Raw genomic sequence first — 20,106 nt, forward strand, 5'->3', positions numbered from 1 at the left:
AATTATTTTAAACTAAAATACCATAAATTATAATTAGGTTATAAAAATGGGCAATACATATAATGTAATAGAAGCAGGGGTTATACAATGCGCTTGTGGAGGTAAAGTAACATTAACTTCAACAGCAAAAGTAGAACGAATAGCAGGAGCAAAGCCTTTATACCTAAAAGATATAATAGGAGCCCCAGTAGCTTGCCCAAGAAGTAAAAATAAATGTACAAAAGTAGCTTCAATATCAACAGCAGGGACAGAAACAAATGTAAAATCAACTGCTAATCATTTTTTATTAAGAACAGATGGATTTAAAACAGATAAAGGAAGAGCAGTTGTATTAGTAAGTCCAGGACAAACAACTTCAAAAATAATTGCCCCACCAAGTATAGAAAGTAGTGTAGTAAAAGAAGAAGAACCACTAGAAGAGGCAATAAAACAAGAAGAAGAGATAAAACAAACAGAAAAATACTCTTTGTACTTAGTAAGAAAAAGTGAAGATGTATTTAGACCACTTAGACCAACAAGAGCATTTTTAAAAAGTGATGATACTTATGTGGGAAAAAAAGAGTTTGTTCAAATAAAAGATAATGTTCATGTGCATACCTTTGCCTATGTGTATGTTATTCAAGATGATAAAATACAAGAGTATAAAGTACTAAGTAGAGGAACACTATATAGTGAAAAACTACAAGAGATATTTTTTGAAAATACAAAAACAAAGATAAAATATAACTATATACCAATATATGAACAAAGTGAAATAACAATTTCATATAGTAGTATAAGACTTATAAATAAAATAGATATATTAAAACTAAAAAAACAGATAATAAACCCAAAAGAGCCAGATAATAAAAATAGCTTTTACTTTGAAGATTCAAATAGTATAAATAAAATAGTATTAACAGATGATGATTTAAAACTACAAAAAGAGTATAAAGTAAATGAAGAGGATAAAAATAAAAGATTAAATATCCTTTGTATAATAGAAGATATATTAGCCCAAATAGAAGATATGTATGAAAGATATTATACAAACTATAAACTAGCATATGCTTATAATGATAGTATTATTGAAGATATTAGAAAACAAAATTCATATGCATATACTATTGCGAATATGGTAGATTATTTCTATGTTTCTAAAGATGAATCAAAAACTTATAAAAATTCAATTTTGCAATTAAAAAAAATCTATAATCAAATAGTTTCTTTATTTCTTACTGATAAAGAATTAATTGATTTTTTAAGTAAAAATATAGATATATCAAGAATTTTAGAAAAAGATAAAAATAGAGTTGGACAATCATACTTTCAACAAGTAAAATTTTTAAAAAGTGATTTTTTTGATAAAGAATTAGATGGTGAAGAAAAAAGTAAAATATTAGGGGATGTTTACTATAGTAAAACAAACTTTAGAACAAGTACTAAAAATGTTAAAATTAAATACGTATACTTAACAGATGAAATAAAAAGAATAAATAAACACTATGTATCAACAATGAAAAGAAATGGTATAAAAGCCTTTGAATTTTATAGCAATAATGATGATTATACACAAATAAAACAGAATGCTTCTCATGTTTTAGCAAATGTTCTATTTTCATTGTTGTATAGCCAAGAGTATGAAAATCAATTTGAAAATATGAATGTCTTTTCTAAAGTAAAGGAAATAAAAAATAAATTCTTTGTAAAGTTAAAAGAAATTGTACCTAAACCAAATATAAGTAGTGAAAGTATTGAAGATATTCAAGAAATAGTTGAGAAACAAGAAGTTTATCATGACATGATGGTAAAACCTATAAGTATTAGAGATAAGTTTTTAGATGAGTATGAAAACTTGGATTTTACAAAAAGAATAAAATCCTTTGAACAAAATGGTGAAAAAGTAAAATTTAGTTCAAAATATTTGTATTATGATAATTTAAACTATTTTCAAGATAAAAGTATTGAAACACCACAAAAAATTTTAGAAAAAATAGAAAAACAACTGCAAAATGAAGAATTAAAAAAACTATTAAAAATATATGAAAATATAAAAATAGAAGATGATTTAAATTATATAGTAAGTTGTATGAATATAGTGTATTTACTTAGTGCACCAAGAGTTTATATAGATGAAGAGAGTGATAAGACTTCTTTTTTTAATGAGAAATTAAATCATATATATAAGTTTGTAGTAAACCTAACTAAAAGAAGAATAGCTTTAAAAGATGAACAAAAAGATATATTAAACCTAAAATATCAAATATCTTATACCTACTCACAAATGCAAATAAGACTTATTTTAAATGATATAATCTTTAGTAATTCAAAGAAAAAAGCATTGAAATTTATAGATAAATTTAAAGTTTCTGTAGAAAGATATTCAAAAACAAATATAAATTATAAATATATCCATGATAATGCACAAAATATAAAAAGTGTTCAAAGAGAGTATTATGAAACATTAAAAAATATTGAAGGGATTACTTCTAATCTTGAAAAGATTTTAGAAGATATTAAAAATCAATTACCTGAAAGAAGAAGTATATCAAAAAATATAACTACACACTTAACTTCAGGACTAAAAACATATGGAACTTTAATAGCAATAGCTAATATATCAGATTATCTTTTCTTTGATGATAATAAAAAAAATATCAAAAATCATGTGGGATTTATAAAAGATATAACTGAGGTAACCGTAAGTATGGGGTTACTTATAAGTAAGTATCCAAATACACCAATGAAAGTCTTGGAATTCTTTTTTAAAGAAGAAGCAATTGCAAAACAAATAAGTCAATCTAGTAAAAGATTACTTAGCTTTATAAAGACAAAAGTTGTAGCTAAAGTTGCAGTAATAACTATAATAATTACAACTTCATATGATGCAATAAAATTAGTAAAAAAAGAAGATTATGATGCATTAGTAGTTACTGTTTTATCAGGAAGCTTAAGTATACTCTTAACATTGACTCTACCTTCACCTTTAGGAGGAGCAATAGCATCTATAGCATTTGTAGCTATAGCATTAGGATTAATTTTAGAAGAAATTAAAGAAAGTAATTTGGATTTATACTTAAAAAAATCATTATTATATAAAACTGTTGATTTTTCATTATGGAAAAGTTTAAGAGGAATACCTCAAGATAAGATGTATCAAGCACCATATCTTTTTGAAATTACAAATGAAAACAAAGACTTAAAAACAATAAGTTTTGATGGCTTTAATAAACCTAAAAAACTCATCAATTTTATTGGTCAAAATTATATTAAACATAGTAAGTATTTTGATACAGCATTAAAAAATGAACTAAGTTTCTTTAAATCATCACTATTTGGATATAAATTAGAAGAAACTGATTTTAAATCACATCAAAGGGTAAAAACAATAAATGGAACAGAAATAAGCTTTCATGTACAAAAAGCATTAAAAATACCAAATCTTTTGGTAACAGACAAAAAATTTAAATTATATTTTTCTCCTTATAGAGATAAATATTTAGAATTTGATCGTTCTATTTTATTAAAGATAGACAATACTGATATTTTCAATTTCTTTCCAAAAGAAAACTCATACTTTAATCTAAATCAATTTACAAATAATATTAAACGACAAAATCATAAATCATATATAGTAGTACTATCTTCACAAATAGAATTAAAATATGAAGTAGAGTTTACAGATACTGATAAAATAACACCAAATTGTAATATAGATATAGATACACTTAAACAAATAAGTTTTTCTGTAGAAGATGAAGAATTATTAAAAGGAAAAAATCTATGATAAAAAAAATAGTAAAAATTGTATTAGTAGGAATAATAGCATTAAGTTTTATATCTTGTGAAAATAATGAAACAACAAATAAAAAAGAAGTTAAGTATAAAGCATCTTTGCCTATGCCAGAATGGGATAAAAAAGCAGATAAAATCATTGATAATTATTATAATAATTGGCATGATGCAAAAACAGATCCAATCCCAGCTACAAAGATAGGATATGCATACTCAGAAGAGCTAAAAGATTATGATAAAGCAATCAAATGGTATAAATACTCAAACTCAATGAAACCAACAGGAACAAACTCAAACTATATGTGCTATGCATATCAAATGAAAAAAGATTATAAAACAGCTATTAAATGGTGTGAAAATGCTATAAAGCTTGGTAGTGATGAAGCTTTAATTGGATTGGGTTTTAGTTATTCAAAATTAGAAAATTATAAAGAAGCAATTAAATGGTATCTTAAAGCTTCAAAAAATAATCATCCTGATTCAATGATAAACTTAGGTAGCACTTATACTAAATTAAAAGATAATGTAAATGCGGAAAAGTGGTATAAAAAAGCTATTAATAAAAACGATTTAGAAGCATATCAAGGTATAGCAAAACTTTATCATGATAATATCAAAGATGATATAAATGCAAGTGCTTATGCCATAGCTTTAATAAATACAAAATATACTAAGAATTCAGTTTTAAAACTTCTTAAAAGCACATGGAACATCCCAAACAAAACAATAAAAAAAGGCTATGAGTTACAACTAAACTCAGATGAGTTTCCTATTAAATATAAAGGTAAATTAGGATTAGACGATGAGTAAAACAGTATATATTTTGATAATACTTGCTTTGTTTTTTTCTGTAAGATATTTTATTGAAAATTCACAAGAAAAAGAAACAATGACTTATCAAGAAATTCAATCAGATTTAGATAACATAAAAAACTCTCAATAAGTATATAGATAAAAGAATTAACTTATATCTTATTTTTTGAAGTATTCAATCTCACCTATATTACTATTAAGTTTAAAGGTGAGTTAGAATTATATTAAGGCTTTATTATGAGGTTTTCACTTTTATTAACTGTGTGATAGATTATTGAATTATACTTTTTAGCATAATATTTCATTAGAAGTTTTTGTATTGTGGGTTCAATTGATGGCATAAACCAAGCATTATTTGATATGGCAATAATATATTTTGTTTCATTTAGATTTTGGAAAATTTCATCTGTTGTTGCTTCATAGCAAATTGCATTTCTAAAGTTGTAGCCTTTTATATTAAAATCTGTAGGTTTGCTTGCTTTTGAATAATCTTGCGCGCTATCATAGAAAATTTTATTTATTAAATCTGTTAAGATTTTTGGAAGTGGTATCTCTTCTCCAAAGGGTACTAAAACTACTTTATTAGCTATTTTTACTTTCTTATTTGAAAAATGAAAAGTTGAATTATAATATCCTTTTTCATCAGAAGACATTGCTCCTGTTATGATATCTATTTTAATAGATTTTTTCTTTAAAAAATCCATTAGAAATTCATTTTTGTCTAAAAGTAAAGGAAACGCTGTTTCAGGTAATACTACTAAATCATAACCATTATCAATGGCATAGTTTATTTCATCAATATTTCTATCTATAATATTTAATTTATTTCTTTGATTCCATTTTATATTTTGTGAAGTACTTAATTTAGCCATATATATTTTCAAATTTGGTTCTTCAATTTTTACAGGTTCTGAATAGTTTATTGCAAATAGTAGTGGGATAATAGCAAGGGCTTTATATTTTAATTTTCTTGTTAGAAAAAACATACTCATAATAATTAATGCAAAGCTTAATTTAGAAGTATCAAAATATGAATCAATAAATAAAAGTTCAAGTTTAAACCAATTGAATCCAAAAGGCTCAATATAAGTAAGTGCAAAAATGGCAAAAGCTCTAAATATAGGTCTTTTTATAAAATCAATTAGAAAAAATAAAAAAGCAATAATTAATCCAAATGCAATAGTTACAAAAGGAATTAAATATATTAACTCATAATAAATAAAACTAAAAGCTATCCAATAAAACCAAAATATTCCAGTAAAAAAACCAGCAATTACTAAAGATACTCTAGGAATTGTAAGAAGCATAAAAATACTAGCTAGTCCTAAAATAGAATTTAATAGTTTTATTTCTATACTAAAATGGGATAAGTAGATAAAACAACTAAGTAATATTGCAGTTATCAAGCCTTTTATTATAATAGTTTTGTTAAAATTAACACGTTTTACTAAAAACATAGAAAAAACTTTACTAAAAGGAAATTTAATGGAAGGTCAAAGTGCTGATTTAATAAGCTCATTACTACCTCTAGTTGCATTATTTGCGATTTTTTATTTTTTAATTATCAGACCACAGCAAAAACAAGCTAAGGCTCATAAGCAAATGATTACTGAATTAAAAAAGGGTGATAAGATTGTAACAAATGGTGGCTTAATGGTAGAAATTACAAAAGTTGAAGAAGACTTTTTAATTGTAAAAAATCACGACAACACTGAAATGAAATTAAAAAAAGAGTTTGTTGCAAAACTTTCAGAATAATTTAAACTATTTTAAAACATACAATCTTTGTATGTTTTAAATTTTCTATGTACTACAAGCTAAGGAAAATAATTGAAAATCTTTAATTATAGACTAATAATTTTTATATTAAGTATCATATTTGGAGTTGTGTTTTCAATGCCTTCATTTATGCAGACTGATACTGGTAAAAAGATTGCATTAGGACTTGACCTTCAAGGTGGTCTTCATATGCTTTTGGGAGTTCAGACAAATGAAGCTGTAACTTCAAAAATAAAAAGTATTGCAACTTCAATAAAATATTTTGCAGAAGAAGAAGACCTATTAATCGAAGAGTTAAGTATCAACGAAGATAGTGTGAGTTTTACGGTATTAGATGGTGATGAAATTCCAAAAATTGAAAAAATGTTGGAAAAAATCGATGGCTTAAATATTGCTATTGATTCTTTAGATGTTGATGTAAGTTTAACAGAAGAAGAAATAGTAAGAACAAAAGACTTATCTGTATCTCAAGCAGTTGAAACTATTAGAAATAGACTTGACCAGTTTGGTTTATCTGAACCTACGGTTATAAGACAGGGTGAAACTGATATTGTTGTACAACTTCCTGGAATTAAATCTCAAGAAGAAGAAAAATCAGCAAGAGAATTAATCTCAAAACCCGCAAACTTAGAACTTATGGCTGTTGATGAAGAAAGAGCTGATAGAGTTTATACTATGAGTGATGCACAAGCAGCTGAATATGGTGATATTATTTTAGAAGATACAAACAACTCAAATGTGTTATATCTTGTAAAAGAAATACCAATTTTAAATGGTGATCAAGTAATAGATGCAAAAGTAGCATTTGATCAATCAAATCAACCAATAATTAATTTTACTTTAAACTCAGCTGGTTCAAGAATCTTTGGTGATTTTACAGCAAAAAGCATTGGTAAAAGACTTGCTGTTGTTTTAGATGGAAAAGTATATTCTGCTCCTTCAATTAGAGAAAGAATTGGTGGAGGAAGTGGACAAATTTCTGGTGGATTTACTATTGCAGAAGCTGGAAATGTTGCTATTGCTTTAAGAAGTGGTGCCTTACCTGCATCTGTTAAGCTTTTAGAAAAAAGAAGTGTAGGACCATCTCTTGGTGCTGATTCTATTAAAGCTTCAATGCTTGCACTTATTCTAGGGTTTATTTTAGTTGTAATTTTTATGGTAGTTTACTATAGACGTGCTGGGTTTGTTGCTAATATTGCACTAGTTACAAATATTTTTATTATTATATCTGTAATGGCAATGTTTGGAGCTACTTTAACTCTGCCTGGTATGGCTGGTATAGTTTTAACTGTTGGTATGGCTGTTGATGCTAATGTTATTATCACTGAAAGAATTAGAGAATTAATTAAAAAAGGCAAGTCAATTCCAAAAGCTATTGAAGATGGTTATTCAAATGCAATGAGAGCAATCTTAGATGCAAATATTACAACACTATTGGTTGCTGTAATACTTTATGCTTATGGTACAGGTCCTATTAAAGGGTTTGCTGTGACTATTTCTATTGGTATTTTAGCATCTATGTTAACAGCAATTTTAGGTACACATGGTATTTATGAAGCACTAATGCCAAAAATATCAAAAGATAAAAACGTTAAAAAATGGTTTGGAGTTAGTTAATGGAAATTTTTAAATCAAACAAAGTATATAACTTCATGGGAAGAAGATTACCTTTTTTAGGTTTTTCTTCTATTTTATTTATAGCATCGATAGTTCTTTTATTAGTAAAAGGCTTAAATTTTGGTATTGATTTTGCTGGTGGAACTATTGTTCAAGTAAAATATGAAAAAGCTGCTCCAATTTCAGATATTAGAGATGTTTTAAAAACAAAACCTGAGTATGCAAATGCTATTATTTCAAAATTTGGAAGTGATGAAGAGGTTGTTATTAGACTTTCTGGTTCATCTTCTGATTTGTCAACAGATATTAGTGATAAAATTCATATTGTATTGGATCCTACTGGAAATTTTGAAGTAAGAAGAGTTGATATTGTTGGTCCAAAAGTAGGTAATGAATTAAGAGAAAAAGGACTGATGGCTTTAGGATTATCAATAATAATCATCTTAATTTACGTTAGTTATAGATTTGAATGGAGATTTGCAGTTGCTTCTATTTTAGCACTTGTGCATGATATTACTATTGCACTTGGTGCAATTTCTTTATTCTCTGTGGAAGTAAACTTAGATATCTTAGCAGCAATATTGACCATCTTAGGATATTCACTAAATGATACAATTATTGTATTTGATAGAATTAGAGAAGGGGTTCAATCTTCTAAAGAAACAGCCCTTGAAAAAATTGTAAATGAATCTGTTAGTATGACTTTATCAAGAACTACTCTTACTTCATTGACAACTTTCTTTGTTGTTGCAACACTGTTTGCATTTGGTGGTGAGATAATCCATGGATTTGCCTTTACATTACTTGTAGGTATTGTAGTAGGTACTTATTCATCTATATTTATAGCAGCATCATTCTTAGTTCAATTAAAGTTCTCTATTGCAGACTTTAGAGCTAAAGAAGCTGAAAAAGTTAAAAGACAAAAAGAGAAAGAAAAAATAAGAGCCATGTATGAAAAAGGAACAGTCTAAAAAGACTGTTCCTTTTATTGTTTTTAAAATCTTTACAAAATAAGATTCATATAATTTATTTTACTTTTTCTAAGTAGTAATTATAAAGATTCAAAATATCTTCACTACATAAAAATTCTATAGCACCTTTTAAATGTTTTTTGTCCCAGTTCCACCATTTTATTTCTAGTAGTATTTTTATATCTTCTTTATTTAATCTTTTTTTTATCTCTTTTGCAGGATTTCCTCCTACTACACTATAAGGTTCTACATCTTTTGTAACTAAAGCACGACTTCCTATAATAGCTCCATGACCTATATTAATTCCTGGCATAATCATAGCTTCACTTCCTATCCACACATCATTACCTATAATTGTGTCACCAGCTTTAATAAAAGCATCTTTTGCACTTAAAAATATTTCATTATCTTGATAGAAAAAAGGAAAGGTACTTATCCATTTAGAATTATGACCTTGATTTCCAGCCATAATAAAACTTGCTCCACTTCCAATAGAACAAAATTTACCAATTCTTAGTTTATCCACATCATTTCTATCATGCATCAAATATCTTGCACATTCATTAAAACTATGACCGTGATAGTACCCAGAGTAGTAACTATAATCATCACAAATTATATTTGGATTAGTTATTTGCTCTTTTATCGACTTACCTATAAAAGGTGATTCAAAAAAATTATTCATATTTAAACCTTTTTTGATTACTTTATCATATAAAATAATTAGTATTCCTTAATAATAGTTTAATAAAAATTGAAAAAAAACCTATTTGTAGTTTCAATAAGACAAAATATAAGAAGAAAATAGAATTTAAATATAAATATTCTCTTTTTTTTCACTTGGGTTTATTTTAATTGTTTTTTTAATAAAATAGATACAACAAAAGGAGAATAATAAATGAGCGAAGCAGTTTTACAAAAAAAAGGGTTTTTATATAATTTTGATAAATATACTTCAAAAAATGGTACTGATTGGTATTTAGCCTTAACATGGATATTTATTTTAGAAATTATATCTTCAATTATTGAGTTTTATTATTTACCTACAGCAAGAGAGTATGTTATTCATATTCAAAAAGGTATTCTAAAAGAGTTATTAATAGCAGGTTTTGTAAGTTTCTTTGTTTGGCATTTTGTTTATAGTGTAATTCAAATGAGAAGACAACAGTTTTTATTTTTAGTAATGTATTTTTTACTTGGAATATATTTTTATTTAACAGATGATGTAACTTTTAATTTATTATTTCATAATATAATCAATCCATTTGAACTTGAATTTAACAAATTTGGTTTATATACAATTGTTCAAATTGTTATTAAGCTTGTAATGTTATATCTAATTGTAAGATTTTTTCAAAGTATCAAAAATAGAAAAAAAGACAAGCAATAACTTTTTTCTACTCTTTTTCTAATTAAGTATAAAAGCCTCATTTTATACTTTTTTAGATATCATATTTGCTTCAATTAAAATAGAAAATCAAAGGATTAATATGGATTGGGGCAAGGTTACTTATATATTTTTCTCACTCATGTCACTCACAACAACAGCAGGTTTTATCTATGAACCAAATGCAGTTGCACTGTTTTTAGCAGCAGGTGTAAACGTAATATCAACTATTTTAAAAATTGGTGTAAAAAATCTTTTAGCAGCAGAACTCTTAGCAAGTTCTTTAGTTGCAGATTTACACTTAATTCCTGCGTTTATGGTATTGACTTTTACGGGTGATGAAAGATTATCAATTGCATTAGCAATAGGTGCAGTTGTGGCAAATCTTTTCTCAATAGCATTAGCACTAATTGAGAGTGCAAAAAGCGAAAGTAAGGATATTTATTAATGGAATATAATCCACAAGATATAGAAAAAAAATGGCAACAATATTGGAGCGAAAACAATAGTTTTGAACCAAGTGAAGATACGAAAAAAGAAAAAAAATATATTTTAAGTATGTTCCCATATCCAAGTGGTAGAATTCATATGGGGCATGTTAGAAATTACTGTTTAGGGGATGCTTTTGCTAGGTATTTTAGAAAAGCAGATTATAATGTATTACATCCAATTGGATGGGATAGTTTTGGAATGCCTGCTGAAAATGCTGCAATTAAGCACAAACTTCATCCTAAAAAATGGACTTATGAAAATATTGATTATATGAGAGATGAGTTGAGAGCTTTAGGATTATCTTTTTCTGAAAATCAAGAGTTTGCTACATCTGATGAACTTTATACAAAATGGGAACAAGAGTTTATTATCAAAATGTATGAAGCAGGACTTTTATATAGAAAATCAACTACTGTAAATTGGTGTGAGCCTTGTCATACAGTTTTAGCAAATGAGCAAGTAGAAGAGGGATGTTGTTGGAGATGTGATACTCCTGTTGAACAAAAAGAGATGCCAGGATATTATGTAGCTATTACAAAATATGCACAAGAATTACTTGATGAATTGAAAACTTTAGATGGTTCTTGGCCAAGTCAAGTTTTAACAATGCAAGAAAACTGGATTGGAAGAAGTGAAGGTTTAGAATTTGAGCTTGAACTTTCAAAAGAGTCTCAATTTAAACTAGATAAACAATTTAATTCATTTGAAGTATTTACAACTAGGCCTGATACAATTTATGGAGTTTCATATTCAGCTTTAGCCGTAGAGCATCCTATTGTAAAATATATTATTGATAATAAATTACTTCCAGAAAATAAAATAAATGCTATTAAAGCAATGCAAAAGGTGAGTGAAAGAGATAGAGCAGCTATGCCTAAAGAAGGTGTTTCTTTAGAAATTGATGTGATACATCCATTAACAGGTGAATCTATTCCTGTATGGGTTGCAAATTTTGTACTTGCATCATATGGTGGAGGTGCGGTTATGGCAGTTCCTGCACATGACCAAAGAGACTTTGAATTTGCAAAACAGTATAGCTTACCAATTAAACAAGTGATTGTTGGAACTGATGGTCTTATTGATAATCCAAGTGAAGCTTATACTGAATATGGAGAATTGATAAACTCTGAAAGTTTTTCAGGACTTAAAAGTAATAAAGCAAAAAAAGCAATTATTTACCACTTTGAGCAAAACTCAATTGGTAAAAAACAAATAAATTATAAATTAAGAGATTGGGGAGTATCAAGACAAAGATATTGGGGAGCTCCAATTCCTTTTGTACATTGTGATGATTGTGGTTTAGTACCTGAAAAAATAGAAAATTTACCAATTGCATTACCAGATGATGTAGAAATAACAGGAAAAGGAAATCCTTTAGATACCCATGAATCTTGGAAAAAATGTGTTTGTCCTAAATGTGGGAAAGAAGCAACAAGAGAAACAGATACTTTAGATACATTTGTTCAATCATCTTGGTATTTTTTAAGATATGCTACAAATCATAAAAAATGGCAAAAAGAGGGTATTTCTAAAAAAGATGCTGACTATTGGATGGATGTTGACCAATATATTGGTGGAATTGAACATGCAATTTTACATCTACTTTATGCAAGATTTTTTACAAAAGTATTAAATGATTTAGGATACATAAATTCAAGAGAACCATTTAAACAATTACTTACTCAAGGAATGGTGCTTAAAGATGGTGCGAAAATGTCTAAATCAAAAGGAAATGTAGTTGATCCTGACTCTATTGTAGAAAAGTATGGTGCTGATACTGCAAGACTTTTTATTCTTTTTGCTGCACCTCCAACAAAAGAATTAGAGTGGAATGACAGTGCTGTTGATGGAGCATTTAAGTTTATTAAAAAGTTTGTTCAAAGAAGTTCTCATGTTACAAATGAAGCAGCTAGTAATTTCGCAAATATTGAACACTCTTCTTTATCAAAACCTGAAAAAGAAGCAAGAAAGAAAGTTTATGAAGCATTGAAAAGAGCAAATGATGTATTTACAAAAACTTATACTTTTAATACATTAATAGCAGGAGCTATGGAAGCTTTAAATGCTTTACAATCTCAAGAAAATGAATTGGTTTGGGCTGAGGGATATTATATTTTAACAAATATTTTAGAACCTATTATTCCTCATACTTGTTGGGAATTATCAGATAAGTTATTTGATAAACAAAATTTCCATAGTAAAATAAAAATAAAAGAAGAAGTATTTTCTCTTGATTCAATAGTTTTAGCAGTTACAATAAATGGTAAAAAAAGATGCGAAATTGAAGTAGCTCCTAATACATCAAAAGAAGATATTTTAGTAGAAGCAAAAAAAGTTGCTTTAAAGTGGATTGAGAATAAAGAAATAATAAAAGAAATTGTAGTACCAAATAAATTGGTTAATTTAGTAATAAAAGGTTAGTAATGAAAAAGAGTCTATTAGTACTAATTTCATTTTTTGTAATATCTATTTTAATAGGGTGTGGATATAAGCCTTCAAGTTATTATGCAAAACAGCAAATTAAAGGAAATGTATTTGTTGATTTATTTGTAAATCTAAAAGATCCAAAAAACTCAGTTTTAATCAAAGATGCAATGAATGAGCTTTTAGTACATAGGCTAGATGCAAAACTAGTTACAAATAAAGATGAAGCTGATACGATTATTTATTTAAAACTTGGTAGTGTATCTATGAATGAACTTGATTATGATAAACAAGGTTTTACAAAGCTTTATAGAGCAAATGTAAATGTAAATGTAAGATATGAAAATAGTGAATACAATAATTCATTTAATGTGTCTGGAACTCATGAGTTTTCTATTGAGGGAACAACTATAACAGATACAAAAAGATTTGAAGCAATTAAAAGTGCGGCTTCAAAAGCTTTAGAAGAGGTTATCTCGAAAATTGCAGTTTACTCTTTTAAAAAGTAGATTAAATAATGCAAGAAAATTTGAAAGATATAGATTTACAAAGTTTTTTAAAATATAAAACTCTTTATTATGACAAAATAGACTTCTCAATAGTTAAAAACTCTTGGGAGTGTCTAAAAACTTATATTGATTTGCCATATGTAATTCATATTGTTGGAACAAATGGTAAAGGTAGTACAGGGAGATTTTTAGCGCATTATCTACATAAAAAAAATTTCAATGTAGTTCATTATAGCTCACCACATATTATAAATTTCAATGAAAGAATATGGTTAAACGGAAACGATGTAAGTAATGAAGTGCTTGAAAATGCGCATAAGTTTGTACAAGAAATTCTTGATATTAAACTATTGGAAAAACTTACATATTTTGAATATACAACACTTCTTGCTTTGTTTATTAGTTCAAAATGTGATTATATAATCTTAGAAGCTGGACTTGGAGGAGAATTTGATGCAACTAATGTTGTAACAAATAACCTTAGCTTAATAACAACAATTGATTTAGATCATCAATCTTTTTTAGGTAATAGTGTTGAAGAAATAGCAAGAACTAAAATGCGTGCTTGTGATAATCATATGATAATAGGATATCAAATTCATAATAGTGTAAAAGATGTTGCTTTTAAAGTAAAAGAAGAAATTAAAAAAGAGTTTAATAAAGAAATATCAGTAAATACTCTTGATAGTTTTGAGAAGTATACTTTAAAAACTAATTTTGCAAAATATTTATTAAAAAATCTTCATTTGGTAATTGCTTGTTTGGAATATCTTAAAATAGATATAGATACAAATCTTTTTAATGATGTAAAATTAAAAGGAAGATGTGAAAAAATAGCATCTAATATCACTATAGATGTTGGACATAATCCTTTAGCTGCAAGAGCTTTAAAAGAGCATTTTAAAGATAAAAAAATTACATTAATATACAATTCTTATAAAGATAAAGATTACAAAGAGGTTTTAAGAGTTTTAAAACCTATAATTGATGAAGTAATTATTATTGAAATTGATGATAAAAGAATTGTAGATAAACTGAATTTATTAGAAATTTGTAAAAGTTACAATATAATGGCAAGTTTTAATCTTGAACTAAAAAATGATAAAGAGTATTTAGTATTTGGTTCTTTTTTAGTAGTAGATAAATTTTTAGGTTTTTTAGGTGTTGATGAAAAATAGATTAATTATTACAGTATCAGATGTAAGTGGAACAAAATCATATAATATACATCAATTTGTTAGAAAATTTCTTAAAATATTTATAGTTGTAGCACTATTGGTTTTAGGTAGTAGTTTTTGGTTGATTTCATATTTAAATAAAGAAATAACTGAAGTAAAACAGACTAAAGAAGAACAAATTTCATCTTTAGAAAAAAAAGAAAAAGAGTTATTAGCTCAAAATAGTTTTTATTCTAATCAAATCAAGGGTAAAGTTGATGATATAGAAGAGTTAAGTTCAAAACTTGATCATCTTGAAGAAATTATAGGAATAAAAAAAGACGATGATGCAGGTCCTATAAAAAGAGCAACCTTAGCAACTATGACTACAGTTGAAAAAGTTTTTATGCTAAAGATTATTCCAAATGGAAGTCCTTTAAAAAAGACAGTGATAACTTCAAGTTATGGCTATAGAACACATCCCATAACTAAAAAGAAGAAGTTTCACAGAGGTATTGATTTTAGAGCTAGAATGAGAACTAAAGTTTATGCAACTGCTGATGGAATTGTAAGTTATGTTCGTTCAAGAGACAGAGGTGGTTTTGGACGAGTTGTTAAAATTATGCATGGATATGGTTTTCAAACTGTTTATGCACATTTAAATAAAACAAAAGTTAAACTAGGACAAGTTATAAGAAAAGGTGAACTAGTTGGGCTTAGTGGAAATAGTGGAACAAGTTCAGGACCTCATTTACATTATGAAATTAGGTATGGAGTAAAGATAATTAGTCCTTATTATTTCACAAAATGGAATATGAAAAACTATGATACGATTTTTAAAAAACAAAGGAGAATTCCATGGGAATCTTTGGTAAAACTAATAAGCGATCACAAGAAAATAGTGCAACAGTAATTGCTTCTGGTACTTGCATTATTGGAGGAATAAGTACAGAAGGTACTGTGCATATTGATGGTAAATTTGAAGGTGTTATTTTAGAAGCTGATGTAATTACTATTGGTCAAACAGGTGAAGTAATTGGAGATATAAAAGCAAATAATTTAATTGTTAGTGGATTATTTGATGGAAAAATAGATTGCAATGAAGTTCATGTATTATCTTCAGGAAAAGTAATAGGTGAAATAAAATATAATGAATTAGTAATTGAAGAAGAAGGAAAGTTCGAAGGGCAAGGTATTAGAAAAGGCTCAAAACTTACAAGTAGATATGGTGAAATTGAGCAAAAAATTAATAATATTATAGTATCACCAAAACCAATTACTCATGATAAAAATTCGTGAAAGATTAGAACAGCTTTATAATCAAAAAAGAAGTATTGAAGAGCAAATACAATATTTAGAAGCTCAACTTCAAAATGAAAAAAAGCTAAATAAATCTTTTTCAAAAAATGAGAAAATTGAACTTTTCAAATCATTATTTGTAAATAGATTTGATATTTATGCTAAAAAATGGATTAGCAAAGATAATAAAAAACAAAAATATTTTCCTGTAACACAAACTTTTAAGGGTGAGGATTTTATACCTTTAACAAACCAAGAGATTGAGCTTCATCTAAGAGGTTTAAATGATATAGCAACATATGTAATAGATTATTCTAATTCTTGTAAATATGTTGTGTTTGAACTTTTAGATGAGGATAAGTTTAAATTACAAATAACTTTAAACTCTTTAAATATTAGAGCATATTATGAAATTACACCATTTGATAGTTTAAAAGCTTGGGTATTTTTTGAAGAAAAAATTAGTGCAAAAATGGCAAATTTATTTGCAAATGAAATCTTAAGAAGAGCAAATATAACTGCAAAGATTTTTCCTAAAGAACAGTTTGCAACAAAGGCAAATTTAGGTTCATATATCACTTTACCTCTTCATTTAAATTATAGAAAAAACAATCAAACAGTTTTTATTGATATTAATACTTCAAAAGTTTATGATGACCAATGGAGTGTGCTAAATAATGTTGCAAAGGTAAAAAAACAACAAGTTATACCTTTATGTCAAGAAGAAAAAATAAAAAGTTTTGATGAAACAACTTTTGAAGAGATAATATTTCCAAGTTTTGAGTTAAAACTTATAATTTATGATTTTTTATATATTCCAACAAAGGACTTATCAAAAGGCTTAATAAATAAACTAAAAAGTTTTGCTAGTTTTGAAAACCCACAAATAAAAGTACTTTTAAGTCTTAGAAAACCACTATATAATACTCCAAGAGTTATAAAAAACTATGAAGAAGATGAAAAGTATTTAAAACTTCCAAGGGGACTTATTTATAAAACATTGGATTTTTTTAAGGCAAATAGCATTAAATATCTACTTGATGATAAAAAATATTTTGAAAAAATTCAAACAAAAAAAGTAGTTTTTACATTAAGAGATGAACAACAAGATGCAATTAATAATATATTAAAAACCGACTTTTCTATTTGTGTTGCGCCACCTGGTTTTGGAAAGACATTAATTGGTGCAAAGATGCTAGAGCTTAGAGCTTGTAGTACTTTGATAATTGTTAATAAAAATATGTTATTAACACAATGGATTCAAAGATTTGTAGATTATTTTAAATATGATAAAAAAGATATAGGTTACTTAGGAAAAGGAAAAAATAAATTAACAGGTCAAATTGACGTTGCAACAATGCAAAGTTTAAAAAATGATCCTGATATTATAAATGATTATTCTTTTGTAATAGTAGATGAATGTCACCATATTCCAGCTGTAACTTTTGAACAAATTATTAAACAGTTTCATGGGAAGTATATATTAGGTCTTAGTGCAACACCTAAAAGAAAAGATGGATTAGATCCTATTTTATTTCAACAACTAGGTGATATATCATATGAGCATATAAAAAAGAAAACAAATACAAATAGATTAAAAGTAATTAGAACAAGTTTTGAAAGTAATGCAGACAATTATGCAACATTAATAAATGAATTATGTATAGATAAAAACCGTAATTCTTTGATTTTAGAACAAATTAAAACTTTTATTACAAGAAAAATTTTAGTTTTAAGCGATAGAATAGAACATTTAAAAGTACTTGAAGACTTGCTAAATAATGAAGGTATTGATTATATTTGTATTCATGGAAGTATGAATAAAAAAGAGCAAGATGAAAATATGAAGCAAGTAAAAACAAAAAAATTAGTACTTGCAACTACTTCATATTTTGGTGAGGGTATAGATTTCCCTCATTTAAATACAATACTTTTTGCAACACCAATTTCATACTATGGAAGACTTATTCAATATCTAGGAAGAATTGGAAGAGATGGGCAAGAGTGTTTAGCAATTGATTTTTTAGATTCAAAGAATGCTATGTTAAATTCAGCCTATAAAAAAAGGCTTGAGGGTTACAAGCAAATGTATTATAAACAAATTATAGGAAAATAGATGTTAGGGATTATTGTTTGGACAATATTTATTGCAGTTATGGTAAATCTTTTATTAAAAAAATTTAATTTACCAACTATTATAGGTTATATTGCTACTGGTACTATTATTGCTTATTTATTTGATTTACATAATGCTGTAAATAACCATGATTTAAAAGAAATAGCAGAGTTTGGTATAGTTTTTTTAATGTTTACAATTGGTTTAGAGTTTTCAATTGACCATTTAAATAAAATGAAAAAAGAAGTACTTGTAACAGGTGGTTTGCAAATAGTTGTAACAACTGTTTTTGTTTTTTTGGTATGTATGTATATACTTGGATTTGATTATAAAACTTCTTTAGTAATAGGGGCTGCCTTATCACTCTCTTCAACTGCAATAGTTTTAAAAATTTATAATGAAAATGGTGATATTAAAAAGCCATATGGAAGAAGAGTTTTAGGTATTTTAATTATGCAAGATATAGGAGTAATTCCTATTTTGCTTATGATATCAATTTTTAGTATGGATGATAGTAAATCAATAGCAAATATTGTATTTGAAACAACAGTAGCTGCTTTTATTTTGATTTTACTTCTTTATATAACTGGTAAATATTTATTAGAGCCTTTTTTTGAATATGTTAGTGAATCTAAATCAGAAGAGCTTTTTGTAGCTTCTGTTTTATTAATAGCAATTGGAGCTTCATATATGGCTCATTATTTTGGCTTTTCACACTCCTTAGGTGCATTTATTGCTGGTATGATGATTAGTGAAACGAAATTTAAGCATCAAGTAGAAGCTGACTTAGTTCCTTTTAGAAATCTTCTTTTAGGAGTATTCTTTATAACAGTTGGAATGCAAATTAATTTTTCAGTAATTGCTGAACATATTTTTACTATTTTAATTTTACTTCCTGTTTTACTGGGCTTAAAATATATAATTATTTATTTACTTGTAAGAATTGATGATACAAAAAGAGTTGCATTTAAAACAGCTTTATCTTTAGTTCAAATAGGTGAATTTTCTCTAGCAGTTTTAGAATTAGCAAGAAGTAAATCTTTAATTGATCCAACTTATTCACAAATTTTAATTGTAACTATAGTTATTTCAATGCTTTTAACTCCATTGGTATTAAAAAATCTATCTTCAATTGCAGCTAGAATATTACCTGAAGATACGATGCAAATAGTAAATAGTATGCAAATAGCTGATGATACAAAAGGTCATATTGTAGTGATTGGTTATGGACATTTAGGTCAAGAAGTAGTTGAAAAATTAAAAGCTGAACATAGAAACTATGTAATAGTTGAACATAATATGAAGTATTACAAAATAGGAAAAGATAAAAATGAACCTATAATTTTTGGAAATGCTGCTAGTAAAACAATACTTCAATCAATAAATATAAAAGAATCAGCAGCAATTGTAGTAGCAATTGATAACCCTGAAAAATTAACACTAATATGTGAAGTTATTGATGACTTGACACATAATACAAAAACGATAGTAAAAGTTGGAAGAAAAAGTGAAGCAAAAGAGTTAGAAAAATTACATATTGAGCATGTTATTGTAGAAGATGAGGTCTTGTCTCAAGCAATTTTAGAAGAAACAAGAAGTTGTAGACTTGATTTTATAAAAAAGTAAAACTAAAGCTTTTATAAGCTTTAGTAAAAGTTATTACTCTTTATATTTATTGATATAAATACTCATTATTAGTGTTATTAATAAACCATTAAACTATGATTTAATAATGGTTTAGAGTGTTTTCTTATAATTACTATTCATA

17 protein-coding genes are annotated in these 20,106 nt (G+C 26.4%); 15 read left to right on the top strand and 2 right to left on the bottom strand.

Going from position 1 to position 20,106, the window contains the following annotated elements; all coding sequences use genetic code 11:
• Positions 1-46 precede the first annotated feature (46 nt).
• Genes AMRN_RS02550 through AMRN_RS14155 form a run of 3 tightly spaced genes read left to right on the top strand, consistent with a single transcriptional unit; the run spans position 47 to position 4,717 of the window.
• On the top strand, positions 47-3,766 hold the full coding sequence (locus tag AMRN_RS02550) for a hypothetical protein (RefSeq protein ID WP_118897347.1): 3,720 nt from the start codon (positions 47-49) through the stop codon (positions 3,764-3,766).
• The gene (locus AMRN_RS02555; RefSeq protein ID WP_118897348.1) at positions 3,763-4,584 is read left to right on the top strand and encodes a tetratricopeptide repeat protein; all 822 of its coding nucleotides are present in this window, start codon (positions 3,763-3,765) and stop codon (positions 4,582-4,584) included. Before AMRN_RS02550 ends, AMRN_RS02555 begins: the two co-directional genes overlap by 4 nt.
• On the top strand, positions 4,577-4,717 hold the full coding sequence (locus tag AMRN_RS14155; RefSeq protein ID WP_159445735.1) for a hypothetical protein: 141 nt from the start codon (positions 4,577-4,579) through the stop codon (positions 4,715-4,717). Before AMRN_RS02555 ends, AMRN_RS14155 begins: the two co-directional genes overlap by 8 nt.
• A 94-nt stretch (positions 4,718-4,811) precedes the next feature.
• On the opposite strand, the gene AMRN_RS02560 is transcribed toward AMRN_RS14155, so the two are convergent.
• Complete coding sequence (locus tag AMRN_RS02560; RefSeq protein WP_099310746.1) at positions 4,812-6,044, bottom strand: apolipoprotein N-acyltransferase; 1,233 nt, start codon at positions 6,042-6,044, stop codon at positions 4,812-4,814.
• 28 nt (positions 6,045-6,072) lie between these two features.
• Here AMRN_RS02560 and yajC point away from each other — a divergent pair, with 28 nt between their 5' ends.
• From yajC to secF, 3 genes are all read left to right on the top strand, one after another.
• Complete coding sequence (gene yajC, locus AMRN_RS02565; protein WP_079579191.1) at positions 6,073-6,345, top strand: preprotein translocase subunit YajC; 273 nt, start codon at positions 6,073-6,075, stop codon at positions 6,343-6,345.
• A gap of 72 nt (positions 6,346-6,417) precedes the next feature.
• On the top strand, positions 6,418-7,983 hold the full coding sequence (secD, locus tag AMRN_RS02570; protein ID WP_099310747.1) for a protein translocase subunit SecD: 1,566 nt from the start codon (positions 6,418-6,420) through the stop codon (positions 7,981-7,983).
• Entirely contained in the window at positions 7,983-8,954 is a 972-nt protein-coding gene (gene secF, locus AMRN_RS02575; RefSeq protein ID WP_099310748.1) for a protein translocase subunit SecF, read from the top strand. The genes secD and secF overlap by 1 nt, the downstream gene beginning before the upstream one ends.
• Positions 8,955-9,009: 55 nt before the next feature.
• Here the strand turns inward: secF and catB are convergent, their stop codons facing one another.
• Entirely contained in the window at positions 9,010-9,639 is a 630-nt protein-coding gene (catB, locus tag AMRN_RS02580) for a type B chloramphenicol O-acetyltransferase (RefSeq protein WP_099310749.1), read from the bottom strand.
• A 213-nt stretch (positions 9,640-9,852) separates the two neighbouring features.
• Here catB and AMRN_RS02585 point away from each other — a divergent pair, with 213 nt between their 5' ends.
• The 9 genes from AMRN_RS02585 to AMRN_RS02625 all read left to right on the top strand — a co-directional run bounded on the left by AMRN_RS02585 (position 9,853) and on the right by AMRN_RS02625 (position 19,964).
• A complete protein-coding gene (locus AMRN_RS02585) occupies positions 9,853-10,344 on the top strand; it encodes a hypothetical protein (protein WP_099310750.1) in 492 nt (163 codons plus the stop codon).
• 100 nt (positions 10,345-10,444) lie between these two features.
• Positions 10,445-10,789, top strand: coding sequence for a DUF6394 family protein (locus AMRN_RS02590; protein WP_079579201.1), 345 nt, complete (start codon positions 10,445-10,447; stop codon positions 10,787-10,789).
• Positions 10,789-13,254: a leucine--tRNA ligase gene (leuS, locus tag AMRN_RS02595; protein ID WP_099310751.1), complete on the top strand. Its 2,466-nt coding sequence runs from the start codon at positions 10,789-10,791 to the stop codon at positions 13,252-13,254. The genes AMRN_RS02590 and leuS overlap by 1 nt, the downstream gene beginning before the upstream one ends.
• Before the next feature lie 2 nt (positions 13,255-13,256).
• The gene (gene lptE / locus AMRN_RS02600) at positions 13,257-13,766 is read left to right on the top strand and encodes an LPS assembly lipoprotein LptE (protein ID WP_099310752.1); all 510 of its coding nucleotides are present in this window, start codon (positions 13,257-13,259) and stop codon (positions 13,764-13,766) included.
• A gap of 8 nt (positions 13,767-13,774) precedes the next feature.
• Positions 13,775-14,944, top strand: a complete 1,170-nt coding sequence (locus AMRN_RS02605; RefSeq protein WP_099310753.1) for a Mur ligase family protein — start codon at positions 13,775-13,777, stop codon at positions 14,942-14,944.
• Positions 14,934-15,836 (top strand): peptidoglycan DD-metalloendopeptidase family protein, encoded by a 903-nt coding sequence (locus tag AMRN_RS02610; protein WP_099310754.1) that lies wholly within the window; start codon positions 14,934-14,936, stop codon positions 15,834-15,836. Before AMRN_RS02605 ends, AMRN_RS02610 begins: the two co-directional genes overlap by 11 nt.
• A complete protein-coding gene (locus AMRN_RS02615) occupies positions 15,782-16,222 on the top strand; it encodes a bactofilin family protein (protein ID WP_079579208.1) in 441 nt (146 codons plus the stop codon). The genes AMRN_RS02610 and AMRN_RS02615 overlap by 55 nt, the downstream gene beginning before the upstream one ends.
• Positions 16,206-18,338, top strand: coding sequence for a DEAD/DEAH box helicase (locus tag AMRN_RS02620; protein ID WP_099310755.1), 2,133 nt, complete (start codon positions 16,206-16,208; stop codon positions 18,336-18,338). The genes AMRN_RS02615 and AMRN_RS02620 overlap by 17 nt, the downstream gene beginning before the upstream one ends.
• The gene (locus AMRN_RS02625; RefSeq protein WP_099310756.1) at positions 18,339-19,964 is read left to right on the top strand and encodes a cation:proton antiporter; all 1,626 of its coding nucleotides are present in this window, start codon (positions 18,339-18,341) and stop codon (positions 19,962-19,964) included.
• Positions 19,965-20,106 lie beyond the last annotated feature (142 nt).

Source organism: Malaciobacter marinus (genome assembly GCF_003544855.1).
Taxonomy (GTDB): Bacteria; Campylobacterota; Campylobacteria; order Campylobacterales; family Arcobacteraceae; genus Malaciobacter; species Malaciobacter marinus.

Excerpts from the sequence above, each read along its gene's own strand:
- AMRN_RS02550 (WP_118897347.1), top strand. The coding sequence starts at position 47 with ATGGGCAATACATATAATGTAATAGAAGCAGGGGTTATACAATGCGCT.
- AMRN_RS02555 (WP_118897348.1), top strand. The coding sequence starts at position 3,763 with ATGATAAAAAAAATAGTAAAAATTGTATTAGTAGGAATAATAGCATTA.
- AMRN_RS14155 (WP_159445735.1), top strand. The coding sequence starts at position 4,577 with ATGAGTAAAACAGTATATATTTTGATAATACTTGCTTTGTTTTTTTCT.
- AMRN_RS02560 (WP_099310746.1), bottom strand. The coding sequence starts at position 6,044 with ATGTTTTTAGTAAAACGTGTTAATTTTAACAAAACTATTATAATAAAA.
- yajC (WP_079579191.1), top strand. The coding sequence starts at position 6,073 with ATGGAAGGTCAAAGTGCTGATTTAATAAGCTCATTACTACCTCTAGTT.
- secF (WP_099310748.1), top strand. The coding sequence starts at position 7,983 with ATGGAAATTTTTAAATCAAACAAAGTATATAACTTCATGGGAAGAAGA.
- catB (WP_099310749.1), bottom strand. The coding sequence starts at position 9,639 with ATGAATAATTTTTTTGAATCACCTTTTATAGGTAAGTCGATAAAAGAG.
- AMRN_RS02585 (WP_099310750.1), top strand. The coding sequence starts at position 9,853 with ATGAGCGAAGCAGTTTTACAAAAAAAAGGGTTTTTATATAATTTTGAT.
- AMRN_RS02590 (WP_079579201.1), top strand. The coding sequence starts at position 10,445 with ATGGATTGGGGCAAGGTTACTTATATATTTTTCTCACTCATGTCACTC.
- leuS (WP_099310751.1), top strand. The coding sequence starts at position 10,789 with ATGGAATATAATCCACAAGATATAGAAAAAAAATGGCAACAATATTGG.
- lptE (WP_099310752.1), top strand. The coding sequence starts at position 13,257 with ATGAAAAAGAGTCTATTAGTACTAATTTCATTTTTTGTAATATCTATT.
- AMRN_RS02605 (WP_099310753.1), top strand. The coding sequence starts at position 13,775 with ATGCAAGAAAATTTGAAAGATATAGATTTACAAAGTTTTTTAAAATAT.
- AMRN_RS02610 (WP_099310754.1), top strand. The coding sequence starts at position 14,934 with ATGAAAAATAGATTAATTATTACAGTATCAGATGTAAGTGGAACAAAA.
- AMRN_RS02615 (WP_079579208.1), top strand. The coding sequence starts at position 15,782 with ATGGGAATCTTTGGTAAAACTAATAAGCGATCACAAGAAAATAGTGCA.
- AMRN_RS02620 (WP_099310755.1), top strand. The coding sequence starts at position 16,206 with ATGATAAAAATTCGTGAAAGATTAGAACAGCTTTATAATCAAAAAAGA.
- AMRN_RS02625 (WP_099310756.1), top strand. The coding sequence starts at position 18,339 with ATGTTAGGGATTATTGTTTGGACAATATTTATTGCAGTTATGGTAAAT.